Annotated in this window: 19 protein-coding genes; 8 read left to right on the top strand and 11 right to left on the bottom strand. The window is 72.8% G+C overall.

Annotation, left to right across the window (positions count from 1 at the left end; translation table 11 throughout):
* Positions 1 to 107 precede the first annotated feature (107 nt).
* Together AB0B02_RS03515 and AB0B02_RS03510 are read left to right on the top strand one after the other, a co-directional pair.
* Complete coding sequence (locus tag AB0B02_RS03515) at positions 108 to 251, top strand: hypothetical protein (RefSeq protein WP_281934984.1); 144 nt, start codon at positions 108 to 110, stop codon at positions 249 to 251.
* Positions 238 to 1,452 carry a helix-turn-helix domain-containing protein gene (locus tag AB0B02_RS03510; RefSeq protein WP_281934982.1) on the top strand — a complete coding sequence of 405 codons (1,215 nt, stop codon included), beginning with the start codon at positions 238 to 240 and terminating at the stop codon, positions 1,450 to 1,452. Before AB0B02_RS03515 ends, AB0B02_RS03510 begins: the two co-directional genes overlap by 14 nt.
* Here AB0B02_RS03510 and AB0B02_RS03505 read toward each other — a convergent pair.
* On the bottom strand, positions 1,421 to 2,260 hold the full coding sequence (locus tag AB0B02_RS03505) for an SDR family oxidoreductase (protein ID WP_281934979.1): 840 nt from the start codon (positions 2,258 to 2,260) through the stop codon (positions 1,421 to 1,423). The two genes, AB0B02_RS03510 and AB0B02_RS03505, sit on opposite strands and share 32 nt — an antisense overlap.
* A 129-nt stretch (positions 2,261 to 2,389) precedes the next feature.
* Here AB0B02_RS03505 and AB0B02_RS03500 point away from each other — a divergent pair, with 129 nt between their 5' ends.
* The 4 genes from AB0B02_RS03500 (at position 2,390) to AB0B02_RS03485 (ending at position 5,810) form a co-directional block, all read left to right on the top strand.
* Positions 2,390 to 2,866, top strand: coding sequence for a helix-turn-helix domain-containing protein (locus tag AB0B02_RS03500; RefSeq protein ID WP_281934977.1), 477 nt, complete (start codon positions 2,390 to 2,392; stop codon positions 2,864 to 2,866).
* A 116-nt stretch (positions 2,867 to 2,982) separates the two neighbouring features.
* The gene (locus tag AB0B02_RS03495) at positions 2,983 to 4,239 is read left to right on the top strand and encodes a hypothetical protein (protein ID WP_281934975.1); all 1,257 of its coding nucleotides are present in this window, start codon (positions 2,983 to 2,985) and stop codon (positions 4,237 to 4,239) included.
* Positions 4,240 to 4,339: 100 nt separating this feature from the next.
* Positions 4,340 to 5,050: a hypothetical protein gene (locus AB0B02_RS03490; protein ID WP_281934973.1), complete on the top strand. Its 711-nt coding sequence runs from the start codon at positions 4,340 to 4,342 to the stop codon at positions 5,048 to 5,050.
* 157 nt (positions 5,051 to 5,207) lie between these two features.
* Positions 5,208 to 5,810 carry a hypothetical protein gene (locus tag AB0B02_RS03485; protein ID WP_281934971.1) on the top strand — a complete coding sequence of 201 codons (603 nt, stop codon included), beginning with the start codon at positions 5,208 to 5,210 and terminating at the stop codon, positions 5,808 to 5,810.
* Positions 5,811 to 5,825: 15 nt separating this feature from the next.
* Here the strand turns inward: AB0B02_RS03485 and AB0B02_RS03480 are convergent, their stop codons facing one another.
* The 4 genes from AB0B02_RS03480 to AB0B02_RS03465 all read right to left on the bottom strand — a co-directional run bounded on the left by AB0B02_RS03480 (position 5,826) and on the right by AB0B02_RS03465 (position 10,068).
* Complete coding sequence (locus AB0B02_RS03480) at positions 5,826 to 6,857, bottom strand: methyltransferase (protein WP_281934970.1); 1,032 nt, start codon at positions 6,855 to 6,857, stop codon at positions 5,826 to 5,828.
* Positions 6,854 to 8,029, bottom strand: coding sequence for an aminotransferase class V-fold PLP-dependent enzyme (locus AB0B02_RS03475; protein ID WP_281934968.1), 1,176 nt, complete (start codon positions 8,027 to 8,029; stop codon positions 6,854 to 6,856). Before AB0B02_RS03475 ends, AB0B02_RS03480 begins: the two co-directional genes overlap by 4 nt.
* Entirely contained in the window at positions 8,026 to 9,294 is a 1,269-nt protein-coding gene (locus AB0B02_RS03470) for a tryptophan 2,3-dioxygenase family protein (RefSeq protein WP_308447811.1), read from the bottom strand. The genes AB0B02_RS03475 and AB0B02_RS03470 overlap by 4 nt, the downstream gene beginning before the upstream one ends.
* A gap of 69 nt (positions 9,295 to 9,363) precedes the next feature.
* Complete coding sequence (locus AB0B02_RS03465; RefSeq protein WP_281934964.1) at positions 9,364 to 10,068, bottom strand: tryptophan 2,3-dioxygenase family protein; 705 nt, start codon at positions 10,066 to 10,068, stop codon at positions 9,364 to 9,366.
* Positions 10,069 to 10,477: 409 nt separating this feature from the next.
* Here AB0B02_RS03465 and zwf point away from each other — a divergent pair, with 409 nt between their 5' ends.
* A complete protein-coding gene (gene zwf, locus AB0B02_RS03460) occupies positions 10,478 to 11,971 on the top strand; it encodes a glucose-6-phosphate dehydrogenase (protein ID WP_281934962.1) in 1,494 nt (497 codons plus the stop codon).
* A gap of 109 nt (positions 11,972 to 12,080) precedes the next feature.
* Here the strand turns inward: zwf and AB0B02_RS03455 are convergent, their stop codons facing one another.
* The 5 genes from AB0B02_RS03455 to ppk2 all read right to left on the bottom strand — a co-directional run bounded on the left by AB0B02_RS03455 (position 12,081) and on the right by ppk2 (position 17,783).
* A complete protein-coding gene (locus tag AB0B02_RS03455) occupies positions 12,081 to 14,624 on the bottom strand; it encodes a tetratricopeptide repeat protein (RefSeq protein ID WP_281934960.1) in 2,544 nt (847 codons plus the stop codon).
* 106 nt (positions 14,625 to 14,730) lie between these two features.
* Complete coding sequence (locus AB0B02_RS03450; RefSeq protein ID WP_357296582.1) at positions 14,731 to 15,561, bottom strand: peptidoglycan DD-metalloendopeptidase family protein; 831 nt, start codon at positions 15,559 to 15,561, stop codon at positions 14,731 to 14,733.
* Between the two features lie 78 nt (positions 15,562 to 15,639).
* Entirely contained in the window at positions 15,640 to 16,437 is a 798-nt protein-coding gene (locus AB0B02_RS03445) for a methyltransferase (protein ID WP_357296581.1), read from the bottom strand.
* A gap of 31 nt (positions 16,438 to 16,468) precedes the next feature.
* A complete protein-coding gene (locus AB0B02_RS03440; protein WP_357296580.1) occupies positions 16,469 to 16,756 on the bottom strand; it encodes a hypothetical protein in 288 nt (95 codons plus the stop codon).
* Positions 16,757 to 16,871: 115 nt separating this feature from the next.
* A complete protein-coding gene (ppk2, locus tag AB0B02_RS03435) occupies positions 16,872 to 17,783 on the bottom strand; it encodes a polyphosphate kinase 2 (RefSeq protein WP_357296579.1) in 912 nt (303 codons plus the stop codon).
* 301 nt (positions 17,784 to 18,084) lie between these two features.
* On the opposite strand from ppk2, the gene AB0B02_RS03430 reads away from it, so the two are divergent.
* On the top strand, positions 18,085 to 19,548 hold the full coding sequence (locus AB0B02_RS03430; protein WP_357296578.1) for a multicopper oxidase domain-containing protein: 1,464 nt from the start codon (positions 18,085 to 18,087) through the stop codon (positions 19,546 to 19,548).
* Between the two features lie 25 nt (positions 19,549 to 19,573).
* On the opposite strand, the gene AB0B02_RS03425 is transcribed toward AB0B02_RS03430, so the two are convergent.
* Positions 19,574 to 20,539, bottom strand: a complete 966-nt coding sequence (locus AB0B02_RS03425) for an aminoglycoside phosphotransferase family protein (protein ID WP_357296577.1) — start codon at positions 20,537 to 20,539, stop codon at positions 19,574 to 19,576.
* Positions 20,540 to 20,580 lie beyond the last annotated feature (41 nt).

Below are 20,580 nucleotides of genomic sequence, written 5' to 3'. Positions count from 1 at the left end.
TCCAGGGGGTATGAAACCTACCCTTTCCGGCATGTAGCCTTCCGTAGCTTTTCCGTCACCTAGTGCGGCGGAGGTGGGGAATGTCGGGTAAGGGCGACGATTCTGCGGTGAGCCGGGGCGAGCAGATCCAGGCGGTCGAGCGGGAGGCGGCGAAGCGTCGGCTGTTGGCCGAGGCGGAGGCGGCTCGCATTCCGGTGGAGGAGACCACCCGGGCCGTACCGGATCGGCGGTGGCGTCGTGGGCAGCGTTGAGCTGTCGCCGGTCGGACGGCGGGTGGCGTACTGGCGGGGTCGGCGGAAGCTGTCGCAGCAGGTGTTCGCCGACCGGCTCGGCAAGTCGAAGAGTTGGGTGGGCAAGGTCGAACGCGGCGTCCGGTCGCTGGACAAGCTCTCGACGCTCCAGGAGATCGCCCGCGTGCTTCGTGTCGACGCCGCCGCTCTGGTCGGCCAGGACCTCGCACCGGTCGCGGTGGCGAGTCGCGGTGATGGCGTCGGGCGGATCAGGGCGGCGCTGTCTCGCTACGAGATCCCGTTGGGCAGGTCGGGAGGTGGACCGGTGGTGCCGGTGGACCGGATGTCGCGGGATGTGGGGTACGCGTGGACGACGTTCCAGCACGCCCGCTACCCACAGTTGGTCGACCTCGTGCCGGGCTTGCTCACCCATGCACAACGCACCCACGCCGAGGTCCCGGTGGCGGGTCGGGTGCCGCTCGTCGAGGCGTACCGGATCACCGCTTCTCTGTTGCTCAAGCTCGGCGACGCCGAGCTGGCGTGGTTGGCGGGGGATCGGGCGATGCTCGCCGCCACGGGTGACCGGGAGTTGGTGGCCGCCGCAGCCGTGCAGCTCGGGCAGGTGTTACGCGCGCTCGGTCGGGTGCGGGAGGCGAAGGCGGTGCTGCTCGGTGCCGCGTACCGGATCGCCCCGCCCGTGCTGGACCACGGCGCACCGGCGGAGCTGTCCCTGTGTGGGACCCTGCTCGTCCAGGCCGGCCTGGCGGCGGCGCAGGACGGGAACGAGGCCGCCGCCGGCGAACTGCTCGACGAGGCCGACGGCATGGCGCAGCGGGTCGGTGACGGGTGCGACCATCACCGCACCGGGTTCGGTCCCACCGCCGTCGACCTGGCTCGCGCCGCCGCAGCCGTCGAAGCCGGGGAGGCTCGTGCGGCGGTCGTCCGACATGAGCGGGCCGTCGCGCGGCCCGGTTGGCGGTGGCTGCCCGCCGAGCACCGTGCCGCGCATCTGCTCGACGTGGCCCGCGCCTACCTGCATGCCGGAGATGCCGGCAACGCGGCTCGCCTGGTGACCGAGGTCGAGCGCACCGCACCGGCCGAGATCACGCACCGGCCCGTCGCCCGGGACATCGTCGCCGAGATTGCCCGCGACCCCGGCGCCCCGACCACGATCGCGAAGCTGAGGAGGCTCAGCGGCGGTGCTTGGTCATGCCGGCCATGACCCCACCCATGACGCGGACGCGGGCCCGGCGCGGCAGCGGGGCGAGGCTGTCCTTGAGGATGCGGGAGAGCAGTCCGGGAAAGGCGGTGGGCCGGCGGCCGAGCGCGTCGAGCGACCGTTGCGCCACGTCCTCGGGGGTCAGGGTCCTGCCCATGCGCATGCCGGCGGTGTCGGCGAAGCCGCTGGCGACCGGGCCCGGCGCGGAGGCGAGCACGTCGACCCCGTGGGGTCTGAGTTCGGCGTGCAGCCCTTCCGCCAGCGTCTGGACGTAGGCCTTGGTGGCGGCGTAGTTCGCCGCGTTGGGCGCGCCCTGGAAGCTGACGATGGAGCTGAGCAGGATGATCCCACCGCGGCCCCGGTCCGCGAACCGTCGTCCGAACAGCCAGCTCAGGGCCAACGTCGCGGCGCAGTTGACCTGGAGCATCTCCAGTTCGCGGGGCAGTTCGGCGGCGACGAACGGGCCGGAGGTGCCGAAGCCGGCGGCGGCGACGCAGAGACCGATGTCGGCGCCGGCGGTCGCGGCGGCGAGCGCGTCGAGGCTCTCCGGCCGGGCCAGGTCCAGCGGCAGCACCTGCGCGTCGATGCCGTGCCGCGTGGTGAGGTCGGCGGCCAGCTCCCGCAGCTCGGGCTCGCGGCGGGCCACCAGCACCAGATCGAGACCGCGTTCGGCGAGGCGGTGGGCGATCTCCCGGCCGATGCCGGAGGAGGCGCCGGTGACCAGGGCGGTGGGACCGTACCGTTCGAGGAACCGCTGGTGGGCGCGGCTGCGGGAGGCGGCAGGGGTGGGGTGGGTCTCGGATGTGGTCATGGCGGAGGTCGCCCTTCCGGCAGAGGTGGCTCGCCGGATGCCGGGCACCGAGCGAGTAGCATCACGCGACTCACCGTAGGATCGGTGGGTCGCTTCACGCAACTCACTGGGTGTAGGGTTGGCCGCCTCATGCTGGGCCAGGACTACGCGCATCAGACCTGCTCGCTCGCCCGCAGCCTGGAGGTGGTCGGCGAGCGCTGGACCATGCTCGTCCTCCGGGACGTCCTGGTCGGCCGGCGTCGCTTCGACGAACTCGTCGCCAGCCTCGGCGTCACCCGGACCGTGCTCACCCAGCGGCTCCGCCTCCTCGTCGCCGAGGGCGTCCTGGAACGCCGCGCCTACCAGCAGCGACCCGAGCGTTTCGAGTACCACCTCACCGCCAAGGGCCGGGAGTTGACCCCGGTCGTCGCCCAGCTGATGTGGTGGGGCGACCGCCACTATCCCGAGCCGGCCGGTCCGCCCCGGCTGCTGGTGCACGACGGCTGCGGAGGGCCGGTACGGGCCGCCTACCGCTGCGGCGCCTGCCACGCCGAACTCCACCCCGATCAGGTCGCCACCCGGCCCGGCCCGGGTGCGCCCGCGGCCGACGCGAACCGCCCGGACTGACCCGGCGAGGCGACATGGAGAGGGCCTCGGGCCGCCGCGCGTGCGGGGCACTGGTGGAAGCCGATTGTCGATAGTGTTCTCAGCCACACTGTCCGCACGTCCGGAAGGGTTGTGCCATGAGCTGTGGTCGTCGGCGGCTGTCGCGAACTGCCGCCGCGCTGTTCCTCCTCGCCGGGGTGGCTGTCCCCGCCGGTCCCGCCGAGGCGGCGAAGAAGGGTCCGGACCTCGCGGTCGACGCGTCCGGGACGAGGATCACGCGGGGGGTCGAGAAGAAGGTCGTCCACCTGAAGATCAGCAACCGGGGGGACGAGACCCCGAGCAGTGTCGTCGTCAGAGTCCGCCAGCCGTCGGAGGGCCTCCCGGAGCCCCTGCCGGTCGCCCTGATCTGGCATTCGGGTGGGGTGGGCGAGTGCGACGGTGATTTCGGGGGGTTCTACTGCGAACTGTTGCCGGAGCTGATCCCGGGGCCGGGCGAGACCGTCGACGTTCCCGTCGACGCCAGGCTCTTCGGCGCGGCGGGGCCCTACCGGGGCAGGTTCGAAGTCACGGTCACCATCAGCCCGGAGAAGGACGCGAATCCGGCCGACAACACCGGATGGTTCCCGCTGGAGCTGGTCGACCAGCCCAGCGCCGACCTCTCGGTGGTCGCCCGGGACGTGAAGGAGTCCGTGCGGATCGGCGCCGGCGGCACGCCCGAGCACACCGGCACGCTGAACCCCGGTGAGACGGGCGCGGTGTGGCACACCATCGCCAACCAGGGCCGGAAGGCCGTCAGCGGAGTGCGGGTCACGCTGCGCCTGCCCGAGGGGGTCACCTTCACCAGGCCGCCGACCCAGTGCGTGCTCGGCGACGCCGGGCGGTCGGCGGTCTGCACCTACCAGGGCCTCACCCTCGTGCCGGCCGTCGAGGACACCGATCCGAACGACACGGTCTACTCGGCGGTCGAGCTGTACAACCTGGTGACGACCTCGGCGTCCGCCACCGCGCCGGCGACGTTGCCGGGCGGAACCGTGCGGGTGGAGGGCCTCGCCGAGCGGCCGACGAACGACCGCGCCAAGGCCGCGCAAGCCGAACTGCCCGCGAACGCCGTCGCCGCCCGGGTGGCCGACGTGGACCGCAGCGACAATCGGGACGGGTTCGCCGTGGTGCTGGCCGCCAAGAGCGGCGGCGGTGACGGCGGTGACGGTGACGGCGGTGACGGCGGTGGTGGCGTCGGCGGCGGTGACGGCGGGTTGCCCGTCACCGGGCCGCAGGCCGGACTGATCGGCGGCATCGGCGTCGCGGCGCTGGCGGCCGGAGGCGTGTTGTTCCTCGCTGCCCGGCGTCGCCGGCTGACCCTGGTCGTCCCCGACGACGAGCGACCGGCGGCCTGATCCCCGGAGGGGCATGCCGCGGGGGCGCCGTACGGAACCGGTGGGGTGGCACCGGTTCCGTACGGTGCGGGCACCATCTCAGAGAGGACACCGCCCGCCGATGCGCCGGACCCTGCCGATCGTCGTCGCCCTCACCCTGCTCGGATTCTCCACCGGGTGTGCCGGCGACTCCGGCCCCGTCTCCACCGCCACCACCACCGTCACCGCGACTGCCGCAGCCCCGGCCGACGAGGTGACACCGGACGCCACCTCGTCCGCGCCGACCGCCGACAGCCCCACGTCGGCCGCGTCCGCGCCGGCGAAGCCGGCGAGCGACCCGCAACCGGCCCCGCCGAAGGCCGTCCCGGCGCTGACCTGCGGTCAACTCGCCGGCGCCGACCTGGGCAGCCCGAAGGCGCCGTTCTACGATCACACCGACCACATTCCGCTGCTCGACGGCATCTGGAACGGTGAGGACGGCACCGGCGTGGCACTCCAGAAGCCCTGTGCGGTCGGTGATCTGGACGGCGACAAGGCCGCCGACGCCGCCCGCGCGGTGGTGGTGCGCACCGGCGGGACCGGCCAGTTCTGGAGTGTCGTCTTCTGGCACAACGCGGCCGGGAAGCCGGCCTACCGCACGGTGGTCGACCTCGGCGACCGGACCCCGGTCACCTCGATCGGGATCACCGGGCAGAAGGCCACCGTGGTCTGGCTGACCCGGTCCGACGACGCGAGCATGGCCGAGCTCAACACGAGGCGGACCACCGTCTACCGACTCTCCGGCGTCACGGTCACCGAGCTGAGCCACACCGACACCCCGTACACCCCCTGAGCCGTGCCGTCCCGGGTGGACCAGCCCCGCGGGGCCGGTCCACCCGGGACGGTGTCGACGCCGGGGGCGCAGCCGTCGGCACCGGTCACGCAGACTTGATCGAGCGGTCACGAACGGTTGTAGTATCGACGTCCGTCCACTCTTTCAGGAGGCGTGTGTGACGAGGTATGCGCGTTCGCTGATGGCGACGACGATGCTCGGCCTTTCCGTCCTGGCCGCGCCGGCCCCTGCCGGCGCGACCGCCCGGGTCGACCTGAGCGCCCAGGCCGCGGCTTCCGGCTGTACAACGTGGGTGGAGTGGGTGCAGGAGGGCGGCAACAGCTACTACTACGGCCGGGGCAACGTGCAGTGCACCAGCGGCCGATACAAGGTCAAGCTCCGGTGCCGCAACCTCCAGACCGGGGTGGGGTACGTCGTCTACGGCGGGTACGCGGTGAACGCGCCCGGCACCGCCACCACGACCTGCTACAGCGGCAACGTCGCCGAGGGCGTGTACCCCGTCGACGATCCACTGCCGACGACCGGCGTCACCGGTTGCGTCTCCTGGGCGGAGTGGGTCCACGAGGGCAGCAACCACTACTACGGCCGTGGCACCGCCCAGTGCGACACCGGCGTCTACCGGGTCCAGATCCAGTGCCGCAACGCGCAGACCGGCCAGCGGTACGTCGTCTCCGGCCCGGCCGTGACCGCCCCCGCCATCTCCACCGCGACCTGCTACCAGGGCAACGTCGCGGATGTCGTCTCCGGTGTGCCGGCGTGAGGTGGGACGGGCCCGTCAACCGGCCGTGGACGGTTTGTACGCGATGATCAGCTCCCAGGTGCCGGGCAGCACCGCCGTTCGTGCGAAGCCGATCTCGGTGAGCAGCGTGGTGTAGAAGTCGGTCTCGCGGAGCCGGCTGACGCAGGTGTCCACACCGATGAGGAAGTAGCTCCAGAAGAACTGCATGGCCAGGCGGTCCGGGGTGCGGAACTCCTCGCTGACCACGATCAGCCCACCCGGCTCCAGGGCGGCGTACGCCTGCTCCAGCAGGCGGCGGGCGACGTCGTCGGGCCAGTCGTGCAGGACGCGCACGAAGGACAGCGCGTCGTAGCCGGGCGGCAGCGGTTCGGCCAGGAAGTCGCCGCCGACGAAGCCGAGCCGGTCCGGATGGCCGCGGGCGACGCGGGTGGCCGCGACGAGGGGCGCCACGGCGGGCAGGTTGTAGACGTCGGCCCGCAGGTGGGGCGCGCTGTCCAGGATGTGCGCGGCGAGCGTGCCGTCGCCGCCGCCGACGTCCAGCAGGCGGCGACGGTCCGACCAGAGCGCGTCGGCGTGCCGCCCGACGCTCTCCAGCACCGGGCCGAGCCCGACGGCCATGCTGCGCTCGAACTCGGCGGTCTGGGCGTCGGTCCGGGGCGGCCAGGCGAAGTCGTCGTCGCCGATGCTGACCTCGCCGCGCAGGCTCTCGGTGAGCCGGCCGTGCAGCAGCCGCCACGGGTAACGGTCGCGGTCCCGTTCGACCGCGTCCGGACCGACCACCGCGGCGACCGCGTCCCGCAACCCGGGCAGGGCCCGGTAGGTGGTGTCGCCGATGTCGTCGCCGGACGCCTCCCGGGTCAGCAGGCCGAGACTCTCCAGACAGTCGAGGAACTTGTACAGCCGCAACGGGCGCATCCGGAACTGCGTGGCGAGCGCGTCGAGGCGGGCCGGGCCGGGCTCCAGCGCGTCGAGCAGCCCGGTGTTGAACGCGGTCGCCAGCACGTCCATGGCCTTCGGGCCGTTCGCGAGCAGGCTCATCAGCGCCCGTGGGGAGAGGGCGACGGTCATCGGGGCAGCTCCTTCGTCAGCGCGTCCATGAACGCGTCGACCTCGTCGAGGGTGTTGTAGACGTGCGGTCCGATCCGCAGGTAGCCGCGCCAGCTACCGATCAGCCCCTGGGCGGCCAGCCGGCGCTTGACCGCCTCGCCGTCGGGGACGTCCAGGCAGACCACGCCGCCGCGACGCTCGGGCGAGGTGGGGCTGACCACGCGGATCCCGGCCGCCGCGGCCCGGTCCAGGACCCGCCCGGTGAGGACCAGGGAGTGCGCCCGGACCGCGTCGGCGCCGATGCCCGCCAGCAGGTCGAGGCCGACCTGCGAGATCAGGGCGGTGAGCGGGTACGGCGTGCCGCCGGCGAACCGCTGCGCGCCGGCCGCCCATCCGTCGGACGGCTGGAACGTCAACGCCCGGTCCCCGGCCTGCCAGCCGGTGGCCGCCGGTTCCAGCGTCGAGGCCAGTTCCGGCCGGACGTAGAGGAAGGCGGTGCCGACACCGCAGAGCCACTTGTGCGCGCCGCCGAGCACGATGTCGACGCCGAGGGCGGTGACGTCCAGCGGCACCACCCCGACGGTCTGGAAGGCGTCGACGACGACGAGCGCGCCGACGTCGTGCGCGCGGGCGACCAGGCGGGCCAGGTCGACCGTGGCGCCGGAGGTGAAGCTGGCGTGCGACACGCACACCAGCAGCGTCCGTTCGTCGAGACGGGCTTCCAGGGCGTCCTGGTCGAGGTGGGGTCCGCCGTCGCCGACCACGTCGAGCCGGGCGCCGTAGCGGCGGAACGCCCGGAAGATGAACGGGACCGTCGGGTACTCCAGGTCGGTGGTGACGACGCGGTCGCGGGGTGGGCGGTAGTCGAAGCAGGAGGCCACCCGGGCCAGCAGCGTGCTGAGGTTCCCGTCGGTGACCACGCTGCCCGGTGGCGCGCCGAGCAGGCGGGCCACCGAGTGGGCGTACCGGTCGAGGCCGACGTGCCAGCCCTGCCAGACGTCGTCGCGCCAGGTGCGCAGCGTCTCCCAGTAGTCGCGCAGCACGGTCTCCGCCCCGGCCGGCACCGCGCCGGTGGAGTTGCTGTTCAGGTACACACAGGTGCGCAGCACCGGGAACTCGGCCCGCAGCGCGGCGTGCGTGGCCTCGTCGAGGCACTGTGGCGGGCTGCCGGGTCCCGATTCGGGTGGGCTCATGCGCGCTGCCCTCCCACCGGTTCGAACGGGCCGGGCCGGCGGTCGACGGACGTGAACACCGGCACGTCCCGGACCGCCGCCAGGTAGGGTGTGCCCTCGGTGTAGCCGGTGCCGGAACGCTGCCCGAGCATCCGGGTGGCGATGCGGTGGTGGGTGCGCCGCCACCGGAGCAGGGCGGCGGCGAACTCCTCCATCCGCCGCGCCACCAGCCGCCGGTCCGGGCCGTCGAGTCGACCGTCGCGCACGGCCGCGCGGTACGCCTCGTCGATCGTCGCCCGGCCGGCCCGGACCCGCGCCCGCACCTCCGGAACCGACCGGTACGCCACCGAGTCCAGCCGGCCCTGGAGCGGGGTCCGGCAGAGCGACTCCACCCGCTTGTAGGAGCGGGACTGGATGGCGCTGGCTCCCTCGGTGTACTGCCGGAACGTCCGGAACGACTCCGGCTGCATGGTCGCCAGCAGCGAGAACAGCGGACCGGCGTCGTCGAGCAGGTCGCGGGCGTACGCCAGTCGGTCGGCGGCGGGGGTGGGCCGGAGGTCGGCAAGCGCGGCGACGGTGGCGTCGAGTTCGTCGACGAGTGCGGCGAACAGGCACTCGTAGGCCTGCAGCACCCGGATGAACAGGTACTCGTCGTGTGTCACGTGCACCGGCAGCATGCTCAACCGCAGCGACAGGTCCGACGGGGGATCGAGGGTGGCGGCGACGGTGTGCAGTGCGGCTGCGGCATCAGCCGGTGCGGTGTCGTCGGGCCACGTCGGGTGGCCGAGGCGCCGCAGCGCGGGAGCGGCGGCCCGGGTGCCGAGCCGGCAGCGCTTGGCCACCACCGCCCACGCGGGACGCCGGAGCGGGAACAGGTCGGCCGCGCCCCGGGCGGCGGTGACCTCGAACGTCACCGCGTCGGCGACCAGCCTGGCGAACAGCCGGTCCCGGTCGCGCCGCGTGGTGGTGTCGTCGCCTCCGGTCGCGACCGGTTCGTCCTCGCCGGTCGGCAACCGCAGCAGACGCAGCGCCAGATAACTGCGGTAGTCGTATCGCCCGTCCCACTTGTCGAGAGTGGCGTCGAGGAAGTCGGCCAGGAGCCCGGGCGCCGTACCGCTCCCGGTCCGCTCGGGGGCGGCGAGGCGTTGCCGCGCTCCGTCGAGCAGTTCGAGTAGTCGCGGCTCGACGAAGTGTTTGCCGACCCGGTGGAATTCTCGCAGCACCGCCGCGTAGGGAAAAGTGTGGGGGTCCGTCGTTCCGGACAACCAGTTGGTCAATTCGCGCACGGGCAGCCCTTCGGGGTGAGGACGACTGTCACGCAGGTGCACCGGAGACCCTGCGTCGGACGCGGGCCGTCAGAGCGGGTCGGTCCCGGGGCTGCCACCGGGGGTGTGGAGTCGGGCCTGCCACAGGTCCGGGAAGAACCGGTGCTCGACGAGCCGGGCGAGCACCGTCGCCGAACTGTTCGGCGCGCCCGCCGGAGCATGGCCCCCGACCCGCAGCGCCACCTGGTAGTGCCGGAACCGCCACAACGCCACCCGCTCGTCCCACTCCACCATCGTCTCGGCGAGCCGGCCTGTCGGATCCGTGCGGTCTCCTGGTCGCAGGTCCACCGCGGTGGACCCGTGCGCGGCAAGGTGGTCGGCGAAGGCACGGTCGAGCTTCCGGCTGGCCGCCTGGACGTGCCGCCAGCCCGGCGACTCGGCGCCGGATCCGTTGCCCAGCGCGGGCTGCATCGCCTGGAAGTCCGCGGGGGACAAGTGGTCCAGCATCTCCAACTGGTCGGTGACCAGGCGTACGGCGAGGGTGGCCCGGGCCAGCAGTGCCGCTGCCCCGGCCAGGTCGCCGACGGCCACCCGTGCGGTCGTCTCGGTCACCTCGGCGGCGGCCAGCTTGAACCACAGCTCGCTGGACTGGTGCACCACCTGGAACAGCAACTCATCGCGGTGAATGACCTCGTCCGGGTTTCGTTGCAGTCCGAGCAGCACGTCGGTGCGCATGTAACGCGCGTAGTCGGTGGTGCCGGACCCGGGTAGGACGGGCGACTTGTCGCGCTTCAAGGATGGCCCTCCACTCGGCGTCGGCACGCCGGGGGTGGCGGTGCGGCGGAGCCATTATGCAATGACGACAGACGATGCGCCAGCATTCGGTCAACTTCGATTCGACCACTTCGCTGACCGATGGATCAGGCGGTTTCTGCTCGAAATTGGTGGCCAGCGTGTTTCTTTTTCGTTAACCCGGTGGAGGGCGTGCGGGTGTGCGGCCGGACGTCGGGGCGGGGCCACGGCGACGCACCGAACCCGCCACCGAGCCGCCGGCCCCTCAGGACGGCATGCGACGCTCAGGTTCCTCGACCAAGGGAGCAACGTCGCGTGGCCCCGGCACGACCGCATCAGTCGCACAATCTCAGGCATGGCAGCGCGGCACCACCCGACCCCGACACCCCTAGTGCCCGGAGGAACGCAGACCATGGACCACGCATCTCAGCTCATCCAGGAGCGGAGTGCCCCGCCGGCCACGCTGGTGATCTTCGGCGCCTCCGGTGATCTGACCCGACGCAAGCTGCTGCCCGCAGTCGAGAGCCTGGCTCGACACGAGCGGCTTCCGGACCAGTTCGCGCTGGTCGGCGTCGCGCGTACGCCGATGACCGACGAGCAGTTCGCCGAGAGCGCCCTCGGCGGGCGCGAACTCGCCGACAAGCGCCAGCTCCGAGGCGGCGTACGCTACGTGGCCGGCGGCTACGACGACCCGGCGACCTACAAGCGGCTCGTCGAGACCCTCGACGAGCTGGACGCGCAGCGGGGTACGTCCGGCAACCGGCTCTTCTACCTGTCGACCCCGGCCGGCGCCTTCGAGCCGGTGATCAACGGGCTGGCCGGGGTCGGGCTCAACCGGCCACGTGAGGGCTCCTTCTCCCGCCTGGTCATCGAGAAGCCGTACGGGCGCGACCTGGTCACGGCCCGGGAGCTGGACGCCGTCGTGCACAGCGCGTTCGACGAGCACCAGGTCTTCCGGATCGACCACTATCTGGGCAAGGACACCGTCCAGAACGTGCTGGCGCTGCGCTTCGCGAACTCGATCTTCCAGCCGATCTGGGATCGCTCCTGGGTCGACCACGTGCAGATCACCGTCGCGGAGACCCTTGGCGTCGGCACCCGTGGCGGCTTCTACGAGGAGGCCGGCGCGATGCGGGACATCGTGCAGAACCACGTGCTCCAGGTCCTCGCGCTGGCCCTGATGGAGCCGCCCGCCTCGTTCGAGGCCGAGGGCCTGCGCAACGAGAAGGTGAAGCTGCTGCAGGCGATCCGGCTCCCCACCGACCGGGACATCGCCGAGGCCGCGGTCCGCGGGCAGTACACCCGGGGCGGCACCCGCGAGGAACTGATGGCCGGCTACCGCGAGGAGGCAGGCGTCGACCCGCTGTCGCGGACCGAGACCTATGCCGCGCTGCGGCTCAACGTGGACAACTGGCGGTGGGCGGGGGTGCCGTTCTACGTGCGCACCGGCAAGCGCCTGCCGGCCCGGCTCACCGAGGTGGCGTTGCAGTTCCAGCGCCCGCCGCACCTGCCGATCCCGACCGACCAGCTCACCGGCCTCGAAGCTGACGCGCTGATCCTGCGGATCCAGCCGAACGAGGGCATCTCGCTGCGCTTCGGCGCGAAGGTTCCGGGCCACTCGTTCCGGGTCCGCACCGCCACCATGGAGTTCTCGTACGACCAGACGTTCGTCGAGGAGTCCCCGGAGGCGTACGAGCGGCTGCTCCTGGACGCGTTGATCGGTGACGCGTCGCTCTTCATCCGCAGCGACGAGGTGCAGCAGTGCTGGCGGATCGTCGATCCGATCATCGAGAACTGGGAGAAGGACGACACGCCGATCCCCACCTACGAGGCCGCCTCCTGGGGGCCGACCGACGCCGACCGGCTCATCGGCCGGCACGGCCGCAGATGGCGCAACTCCGCATAGCTCCGCGCTGACGGACGGGCGGCCAGCCACGCCCCGGCCGCATCCCTCGATCGGGCGGGGCCGGGGTGGGACGTGCACGTCCCGGCCCGCGCGGTGGCGGGCGCGGGGCCTACGGCCCGTCGTCCTGGGAAGCATCGGTGGTGGGGTCGCCGGCTCGCTCCCGCCATCCGGCGAGGTTGTGGCGGGTGTTCACGGTGTCGGGATGGTCCGCTCCCAGGACCCGGAACCGGTCGGTGAGGAGCTGCTCGTACGCGGCGACGGCGCCGGTGGGATCGCCCGCCACTCCCCGCCAGTGGGCGAGGTTGTGCCGGGTCGTCAGGGTGTGCGGGTGGTCGGGTCCCAGCACCCGGAGCCGGTCGGTGAGGAGCTGCCGGTAGGCGGTGACGGCACCGGCGGGGTCGCCGGCCTCTCCCCGCCACCGGGCGAGGTTGTGGCGGGTGATCAGCGTGGCGGGGTGGTCGGGTCCCAGCACCCGGAGCTGGTCGGTGAGGAGCTGCCGGTAGGCGGTGACGGCGCCGGTGGCGTCGCCGGCCTCTCCCCGCCGCCCGGCGAGGTCGTTGCGGGTGATCAGGGTGTCGGGGTGGTCGGGCCCCAGCACCCGGAGTTGGTCGGTGAGGAGTTGTTCGAAGGCGGCGACGGCGCCGGCGATGTCTCCGGACTTCCCCCTCCAGTAGGAGAGATTGCCGCGGGTGGCCAGGGTGTCGGGGTGGTCGGGCCCCAGCACCCGCAGATAGTCGGTGAGGAGCTGTTCGAAGGCGGCGACGACGCCGGTGGTGTCGCCGGCTTCCACCCGCCAGCGGGTGAGGTGGCCGCGGGTGGCCAGGGTGTGCGGGTGGTCGGGTCCCCGGACCCGGAGCTGGTCGGTGAGGAGCTGTTCGTAGGCGGCGACGGCGCCGGTGGGGTCGCCGGCTTCTCCTCGCCAGTAGGCGAGGTTGTGGCGGATGTCCAGGGTGTGGGGGTGGTCGGGTCCCCGGACCCGCAGGCAGTCGGTGAGGAGCTGTTCGAAGGCGGCCACGGCGCCGGTGGGGTCGCCGGCTTCTCCCCGCCAGTAGGCGAGGTTGTGGCGGGTGGTCAGGGTGTCGCCGTGGTCGGGGCCCAGGACCCGCAGGCAGTCGGTGAGGAGCTGTTCGAGGGCGGTGGCGGCGGCGGTGACCTGGCCCGTGTCGCCGAGGCTTCGGATGCTGCGGAACAGCAGTCCGTGGGGGGCGGGGAGCAGCAGGCTGTCCCCGCTGCCGGCCCGCAGGGTGGTGGTGTTCGCGCGCAGGGTCTGCGTGTACTTGGGATCCCGGTCGATGTCCGGCCAGAGGGCGAGCAGCCCGTCCGCGGCGGCGCGGGCCGCGGCGCCCAGCCGGGCCGGGTCGCCGTGGTCGCGGGTGGCGCGTTGCACCAGGGCATGCACGCGTACGCCGGCGGTGGCGGCGTCCTGGGTGACGAGGTTGAGTCGATGCAGGTTACGCATGGCGTCGGTCACCATCGGTGCTGCCACGTCCTGGCCGGTCACCGCGCCGAGGTGCGCGACGACCGCGTCGGTGGTGAAGACCGCCTCCGGGATCCCGTTGGGATCGAGCAGCGCGGCCAGGTCCAGTACCGGTCGGGCCAACCCCCGGGGCGGGTGGTTGTCGGCGGCGTCCAGGGACAACAGCCAGGTGGCCGCGACCGTGGCCCGGTGGTCGTCGGGCAGGGCGTCGTCGGGCGGCGCGAGATCGGCCAGGCGCTGACCGGCCAGTCGGTCCCGGTAGGCCGCCGCGTCGATGCCACGATCGCGGATGAACGCCGCGGCCTGCGCGACCGCCAGCGGCAGATAGCCGAGGTCGGCGGCCAACGCCTCGACATCGCCCTGTTGGTCGCCGGTGGTGCCGGTGGCCCGGGTGAGATAGTCGACGGCCTCGGCGGGGGTGAACAGGTCGACCGGCACCAGGACGCGACCGTCGGTGTGCAGGACCGGATCCCGACGGCGGGTGGTGACCACGGTACGGCCGTCACGGTTGGCCGGCGGCCACCAACCGGCGGCATCGCCGGGCGCGTCGAGGTTGTCCAACACGACCAGCCACCGCCGGTCGGTGCGCTCCAACCAGACCAGCAACCGCCCCGCCGCTGTCTCCGGCTCCAGATCGGCGGTCGCCACACCGACAGCACGCGCCGCCTCCGCGTAGGCGGCGATGATCGCGTCACGACTGGACGCCGTGACCCAGACCAACACGTCCAGCTCACCATTGGTGTCGAGGTGACGAGCGAACTGGCCGGCCAACTGCGTCTTGCCGACACCACCCATCCCCGACAGCACCTGTGTCAACACCGCGGTCCGCCCGGTCCGGGCCGCCCGCATCAGATCGACGCGGGCCTCGCGGTCCTGGAACCAGGCGGCCTGCTGCGGCACCCGACCGATCCGGACCACCCCACCCACCCGGGCCGACCCCGCGGCACGTGCCCCACGAGCGTCGAGACGGTCGAAGACCAACGACGCCAGCGCGAACACCGCGCCCGCGATCCCGGCGATCCAGCCGGCCTGTTCGGTGCCCGTCCACCCCGGGCGGGGCGACCACCAACCGGCCGGCAACCACCAGGCCGACACGGCCACCAGCGCACAACCGACAGCCACCACCGCGAGCACGACCACGCGCCGCCGCAGCCGACGCCGGAACACCCGAGTCACCCCACCATCATCGACGGTGACCACAACGCCCTCACGGTGGCCCGGTACGGCCCGGCGGGGAGCGCCGTTCCTTCCCGGGCCGGTTGGCGTGACCCGCCGGGTGGCGTCAGCCGATGCCGTCGACGGCGGCCCGGAGCGCGTTGATCGACGGGTCCCAGGTGAAGTTCAGCACGGGCAGGCCGGACGCGGCGGCGTTGCTGTCGCCGCCGAGGACCACCGCCCGCGGCTTGCCGGAGCCCTGCGGGACCACGAGGTACCAGTTGCCTCTCACATTCGCGATGAACACTTCGTCTGCCTCCTGGTCCGGCGGGTTGGGGTTGCCCCCGTCTCCGACGTGGTTCTCGAAATCCGTGGTGGCGCCGAAATTCGTCGGGCTGCCGGTGTTCAGCCAGAGACTCGTGTGCACGTGCGGCCCGACACCCTGGTCGCTGCCGTTCGCCGACGCGCCGGAGTAGGCGATCGTCTGGCCCCGCGACACGCGTTGCCCGGTGGAGACGGCGATCCTCGACAGGTGCAGGTGTCGGGTGTAGTTGCCGTCGTCGTGGGCCATCCCCACGACGCGTCCGGTCGCGGTGGAGGTGTCGGTCTTCACGAGGCGGATCGTGCCGTTCGCCGCGGCCACGACCGGAGTGCCGGTGGCCACCGCGTAGTCGGTGCCCGGCTCGGCCGAGGGCGGCGTCCGGTTCCGGTGGTCCTGCCAGGAACTGGAGATCCGGACGTTCCCGCAGGGCCGCTGATAGCTGCCCGCGGCCCGGGCGGCGCCGGGCAGCAGCGCGAAGGCGGCCGACACCCCGGACGCGGCCAGCGCGGCGCCGGTGAGGAACCCCCGCCTCGAGAGCCCTCGCAGGTAGGCGATGCCGTCGAGATCCTCGGGCCCCGGCTCGCCGTGGCCGGCATTCCGCGCAGGGCTGGGGCGCGGCTCCCCACTGAGGATCATCAATGCAACCTAAGGCTGCCCCCGGCGAAGGGCAAGGGCTTCGCGGCGCGCGCCGGCCGGCGAGCCCCCGCCGACCGCTCAGCCTGGACGGCGTCCCCACGCCGAGATCAGCGGCGCGAGGGTGAGGTCGAGCTCGCCGGCCTCGACGGCGGCCAGGTGGGCGTCGATCTCGACGTCGTCGGCCAGCCCCGCGGCGAGCAGCTCGCCACGGACCATGCGCACCGTCGCGGCCTCCAGCCGGTCGCAGGCCACGCCGCCGATCGGAAAGCAACCGGCGGCCGTCACCTCGACCAGACCCGCCGCCCGCAACGCCCGCGGCAGCGTACGGCCGAAGCGCAGATCGGCGCCGCGGCGGGTCAGCAACTCCCGGACGGCCCGGCGCAGCCGGTTGGCGCGCCGCTGCGCCGGGCCGACCTCGTCGAGGCAGGCCAGTGGCTGCAACTCGGTGTCGGCGTCCTCCACCACCAGCCATCCGCCGGGCCGCAGCGCCGCCGTCATCGTCGCCAACGCCCGGGCCCGGTCGGGCAGGTGGACGAGCACGAGCCGCGCGTGCACCAGGTCGAACGTGCCGGGCTGCGGCGGCGGGTCCGCGACGATGTCATGTCGGCGCACCTCGTACCGGCCGTGCGGGTCCAACCAGGCCGGATCGAGGTCGGTGGCCAGCACGTGACCGGTCGGCCCGACGGCCGTGGCCAGCGCCTCGGGAATGCTGGGGCCGCCGGCGCCGACCTCCCAGCAGCGCCAGCCCGGCCCCACCCCGAGCCGGTCGAAGTGCCCACGCGTGACCCCGTCGAACAGCTCGGCCAGCCAGGTGAACCGCTCACCCGCCTCGACCCGGGCGTTGTCGAGCAGGTAGCGGTGATCCGGGGAACCCATGCCCCCATCCTCCCGCCGGCCGGGCGCGGTGTCAGCGCGACCGGGGGCGAAACTCCCGCTGTTCGGTGCGCAGGGCGGTCGCGGTCCGGGCCCGGGCCGCCCACCCGGCCGGCAGCAGCGCTCCGAGCAGCGCCGTCACCGGCCCGCCCAGCGCCAACGCCGCCAGGGCGACCGACCCGTACACGTCGAGCAGCGGCTGCGGCAGGTGCAGTCCGCCGTTGGCGGCTCGGTCACCTTCGGCATGCGCGAAGAAGTGTTCGCGCCCGCATTCGGCCCGGGTCGTCGCGCAACTCGTCTCCGCGTTCACCGACGCCGTCACCGCCGTGTCCGGTGACGGCCGCCGCGACGAGGTGCTCGTCGAGCTGGTCGGTCAGCCCACGTCCCGGTCCGGGCTGGGCGGGAGGATCATCGGCACCGACTGACCGGCCCGGGCGTCAGGGGCGGGGGAAGATCGGCACCGGCTGGTCCTCCGGGTCCAGGTCGAGCCCGGCCGGCCCGATGATGCGCGGATCCGGCGTGCCGACCACGGCCTCGTCCTTGTCGGCGTAGTCGAAGCGGTGCAGCACGTGGCGCATCGCCTCCAGCCGGGCCCGCTTCTTGTCGTTGCTCTTCACCACCGTCCACGGCGCGTCCGCGGTGTCGGTCCAGAAGAACATCGCCTCCTTGGCCTCGGTGTAGTCGTCCCAGCGGTCGAGTGAGGCGAGATCCATCGGCGAGAGCTTCCACTGACGCACCGGGTCGACCTTGCGGATGACGAACCGGGTGCGCTGCTCGTTGCGGGACACCGAGAACCAGAACTTGACCAGGCGGATGCCGGAACGGACCAGCATCCGTTCCAGGTCCGGGGCCTGCCGCAGGAACTCCAGGTACTCCTTACGGGAACAGAAGCCCATCACCCGCTCCACGCCGGCCCGGTTGTACCAGGACCGGTCGAACAGCACGATCTCCCCGGCCGCCGGCAGATGCGCCAGCCAACGCTGGAAGTACCACTGGCCGGCCTCACGCTCGTCCGGCTTCTCCAGCGCGACCACGCTCGCGCCGCGCGGGTTGAGATGCTCCATGAAGCGCTTGATCGTGCCGCCCTTGCCGGCGGCGTCTCGGCCCTCGAAGAGGACCACCAACCGCTCGCCGGTGTCCTTGACCCAGTCCTGCAACTTGAGCAGCTCGATCTGGAGCAACCGCTTCTGGTGGTCGTACTCCTCCCGGTCGAGACGCTCGTCGTACGGGTAGCCGTCGCGCCAGGTCTCCACCGGGCTGCCGTCGGGCAGCAGCAGGACCGGGTCGTCGTCGTATCCGTCGTGTACCTGGTAGTCGGCGGCGAGGTCGAGCAGCGCGGTGTCGGCCATACCGGTCGTACCTACCCCGCCGCGCCCGCCTCGATGCGGTCGGACCACAACTCCCAGGTGGTGCTCAGGTTGCCCGGCGGAACCGGTGACCCGTGATGGTTTCGGCCCCGGCGTCGCGGGGAGACCCGGCCGCGACCAGGGGCGGGGACGCGCTAAGGGGGCGGCCGGTTGCGGATGTGCGGTCGATAGGGGTCTCCTCCCGACGGATTCACCGGGATCATCGTGCCTGCGACGACCGCCCGGCCCACCAGCCGACCGCGGCTGCCGGCACCTCTCGCGCACCTTCGGGGAAGGAACTGCCTTGTCCACTCGTCGTCAACTGCTGCGCCTCGGCGCGGCGTCGGGCATCGTCGGGGCGACCGGTGGCCTGGCCGGTCTGGCCGGGCAGTGGGGCGCGGCTCCCGCCACGGCCGGGACCGCCGCGCCGACGGCCACGCCCGTGACGCCGTTCACCGTGCCGTTGACGGTGCCGCAGACCCTGCGCCCGGTGCTGCGGACCGCCACCACCGACTACTACTCGGTCACCATGCACCGGCGGCGACTGGAGATCCTGCCCGGCACGCGCACCGAGGTGTACACCTACAACGGCGACCTGCCCGGCCCCACGATCCACGCCACCTCGGGTCGGCGGGTGGTGGTCCGCCAGCGGAACCGGCTGACCATGCCCACGGCGGTGCACCTGCACGGCGGCGCCACCGCCCCCGAGGACGACGGCTCGGGCGACGCCACGATCCCGCCGGGCGGCGAGCGGGTCTACACCTACCCGAACCGGCAGGCGCACGCCACGCTCTGGATGCACGACCACACCCACCACATGGAGGCGGAGCACCTCTACCGGGGCCTGGCCAGCCTCTACCTGCTCACCGACCGCACCGAGGCGGCGCTGCCGCTGCCCCGGGGCCGGTTCGACGTCCCGCTGGTGCTGCGCGACGCGCACCTGGATGCCAACGCCCAGTTGGTCTGGACCATGGACGACGCCGACAACCGCACCACCCTGCTGGTCAACGGACGGCCGTGGCCGCGCTTCGAGGTGCAGGCCCGCCGCTACCGCCTGCGCCTGGTCAACGCCAGCAACCTGCGGTTCTATCTGCTGCGGCTCGCCGACGGCGGGGACATCACGGTGATCGGCTCCGACGGCGGCCTGCTGGAGGCACCGGTCACCATGCCGTACGTGCTGCTCTCACCGGGTGAGCGGCTCGACGTGGTGGTCGACTTCGCCCGCTACCAGCCGGGCACCTCGGTGGTGCTGCAGAACCTGATGGGGCCCGGCCCGGCCGAGCAGGTGGGCCAGGTGATGCGCTTCGACGTCGTACCGGCGAAGGGCCCGGACCGCACGTCGGTGCCGCAGCGGCTGCGTACGCTGCCGCCGCTGCCCACGCCGACCGTGCGCCGCAGCATCGAGCTGCGGATGGACGACGCGGGTTCCGGTGGGCATCAGGCGTACATCGACGGGAAGGTCTTCGACCCGGCCCGGATCGACACCACCATCGCCTGGGGCAGCACCGAGGAGTGGACGGTGACCAACGCCAACGTGGTCATGCCGCACAACTTCCACATGCACCTGGTGCAGTTCCGGGTGCTCGACCGCAACGGCGCGCCGGCCGATCCCACCGAGTCCGGGCTGAAGGACACCGTGATCGTCTGGCCCGGGCAGAGCGTGCGGTTGCAGGCGACGTTCGACACCTGGCGTGGCGTCTACCCCTATCACTGCCACATGGTCGACCACAGCGCGATGGGCATGATGGCCAACCTCAGGATCGTCTGATCCGTCCCGGACAGCAGGCAGCAGATCAGGGCGCGTAACCGGGGTCGGCGACCCTCTCGGCGATGCGGGTGAGCCAGTGCCTGTCGTTGGCGCGGGACTCGGCGCTGGCCCCGGGGGCGAGAATGCCGGCGAGGAACGCGGCGACGTCGTCGAGGTGCCGCTCGGCGCGGTAGTAGCTCAGCCTGGTCCGGTCCGGTTCCCACGGCCCGTAGCCCCGGCGGAACAGTTCCGCGCGGCGCGCGTCGATCGGATGGTCCCCGAAGTCACCGCTGAGGACGAACGTCAGGTCCCGCTCGCGCGGCGCGAGCACCGGCGCGTCCCAGTCCACGACGTGCAGCGGGCCGTCGCCGTCGGCGATCAGGTTGCCGGGGTGGATGTCGGCGTGGCAGACGACGTGCCGGGCCGGCGTCATCCGGGCGGCCAGCTCGTCGACGGTCGCCGACAACCGGTGCAGCGCGTCGCCGTACCGGTGCCAGAACGCGCCGAGGGCGGCGCTCGCCGCCGCCTGCCGGCCCAGCGTCCGCAGCCGTTCGCCGGCGCTCGACCGGTAGGTCTCGGCCGGCAGGAGGCCGGCGATCCCGGCGGTCGGCGTGATCGTGTGCAGGCGACCCAGGAACTCGCCGTACTCGATCCACTGCTGGTCCGTGAGGCCGCGCTCCCACCGGCTCCCGCCGTCGTGGAACGGGTAGAGCAGCAGGTGGTGGTCCCCGAAGGCGTGCGGGGTGCCGCCGTCGGGCCGGTCGATCGGCGCGACCACCTGCCGGATGCCCCGGGCCCGGAGCAGGCCGGGCAGCCGGACGGCCGCCGGCGTGAACTCGCCGAGCCGGAGCTTCAGGAACCAGCGCCCGCCGCCGACCGTGTCCACCCGGTAGGCCCAGGCCCGGCCGTCGAGGCCGACCGGCAGGAAGACGAGAGCGGAGACGTCCAGCGCCCAGGCGGCGGCCACCTCCGCCGCCAGCGACCGTTCGTCGACGTCGGGCTTGTCGATCATGGACGGAGCGTGACAGGCCGGCGTCCGCCCGGCAAGCGCAT

The sequence above is a fragment of the Micromonospora sp. NPDC049240 genome (assembly GCF_040647835.1).
Taxonomy (GTDB): Bacteria; Actinomycetota; Actinomycetes; order Mycobacteriales; family Micromonosporaceae; genus Micromonospora.
This window is presented reverse-complemented; position numbering and strand designations above follow the sequence as displayed.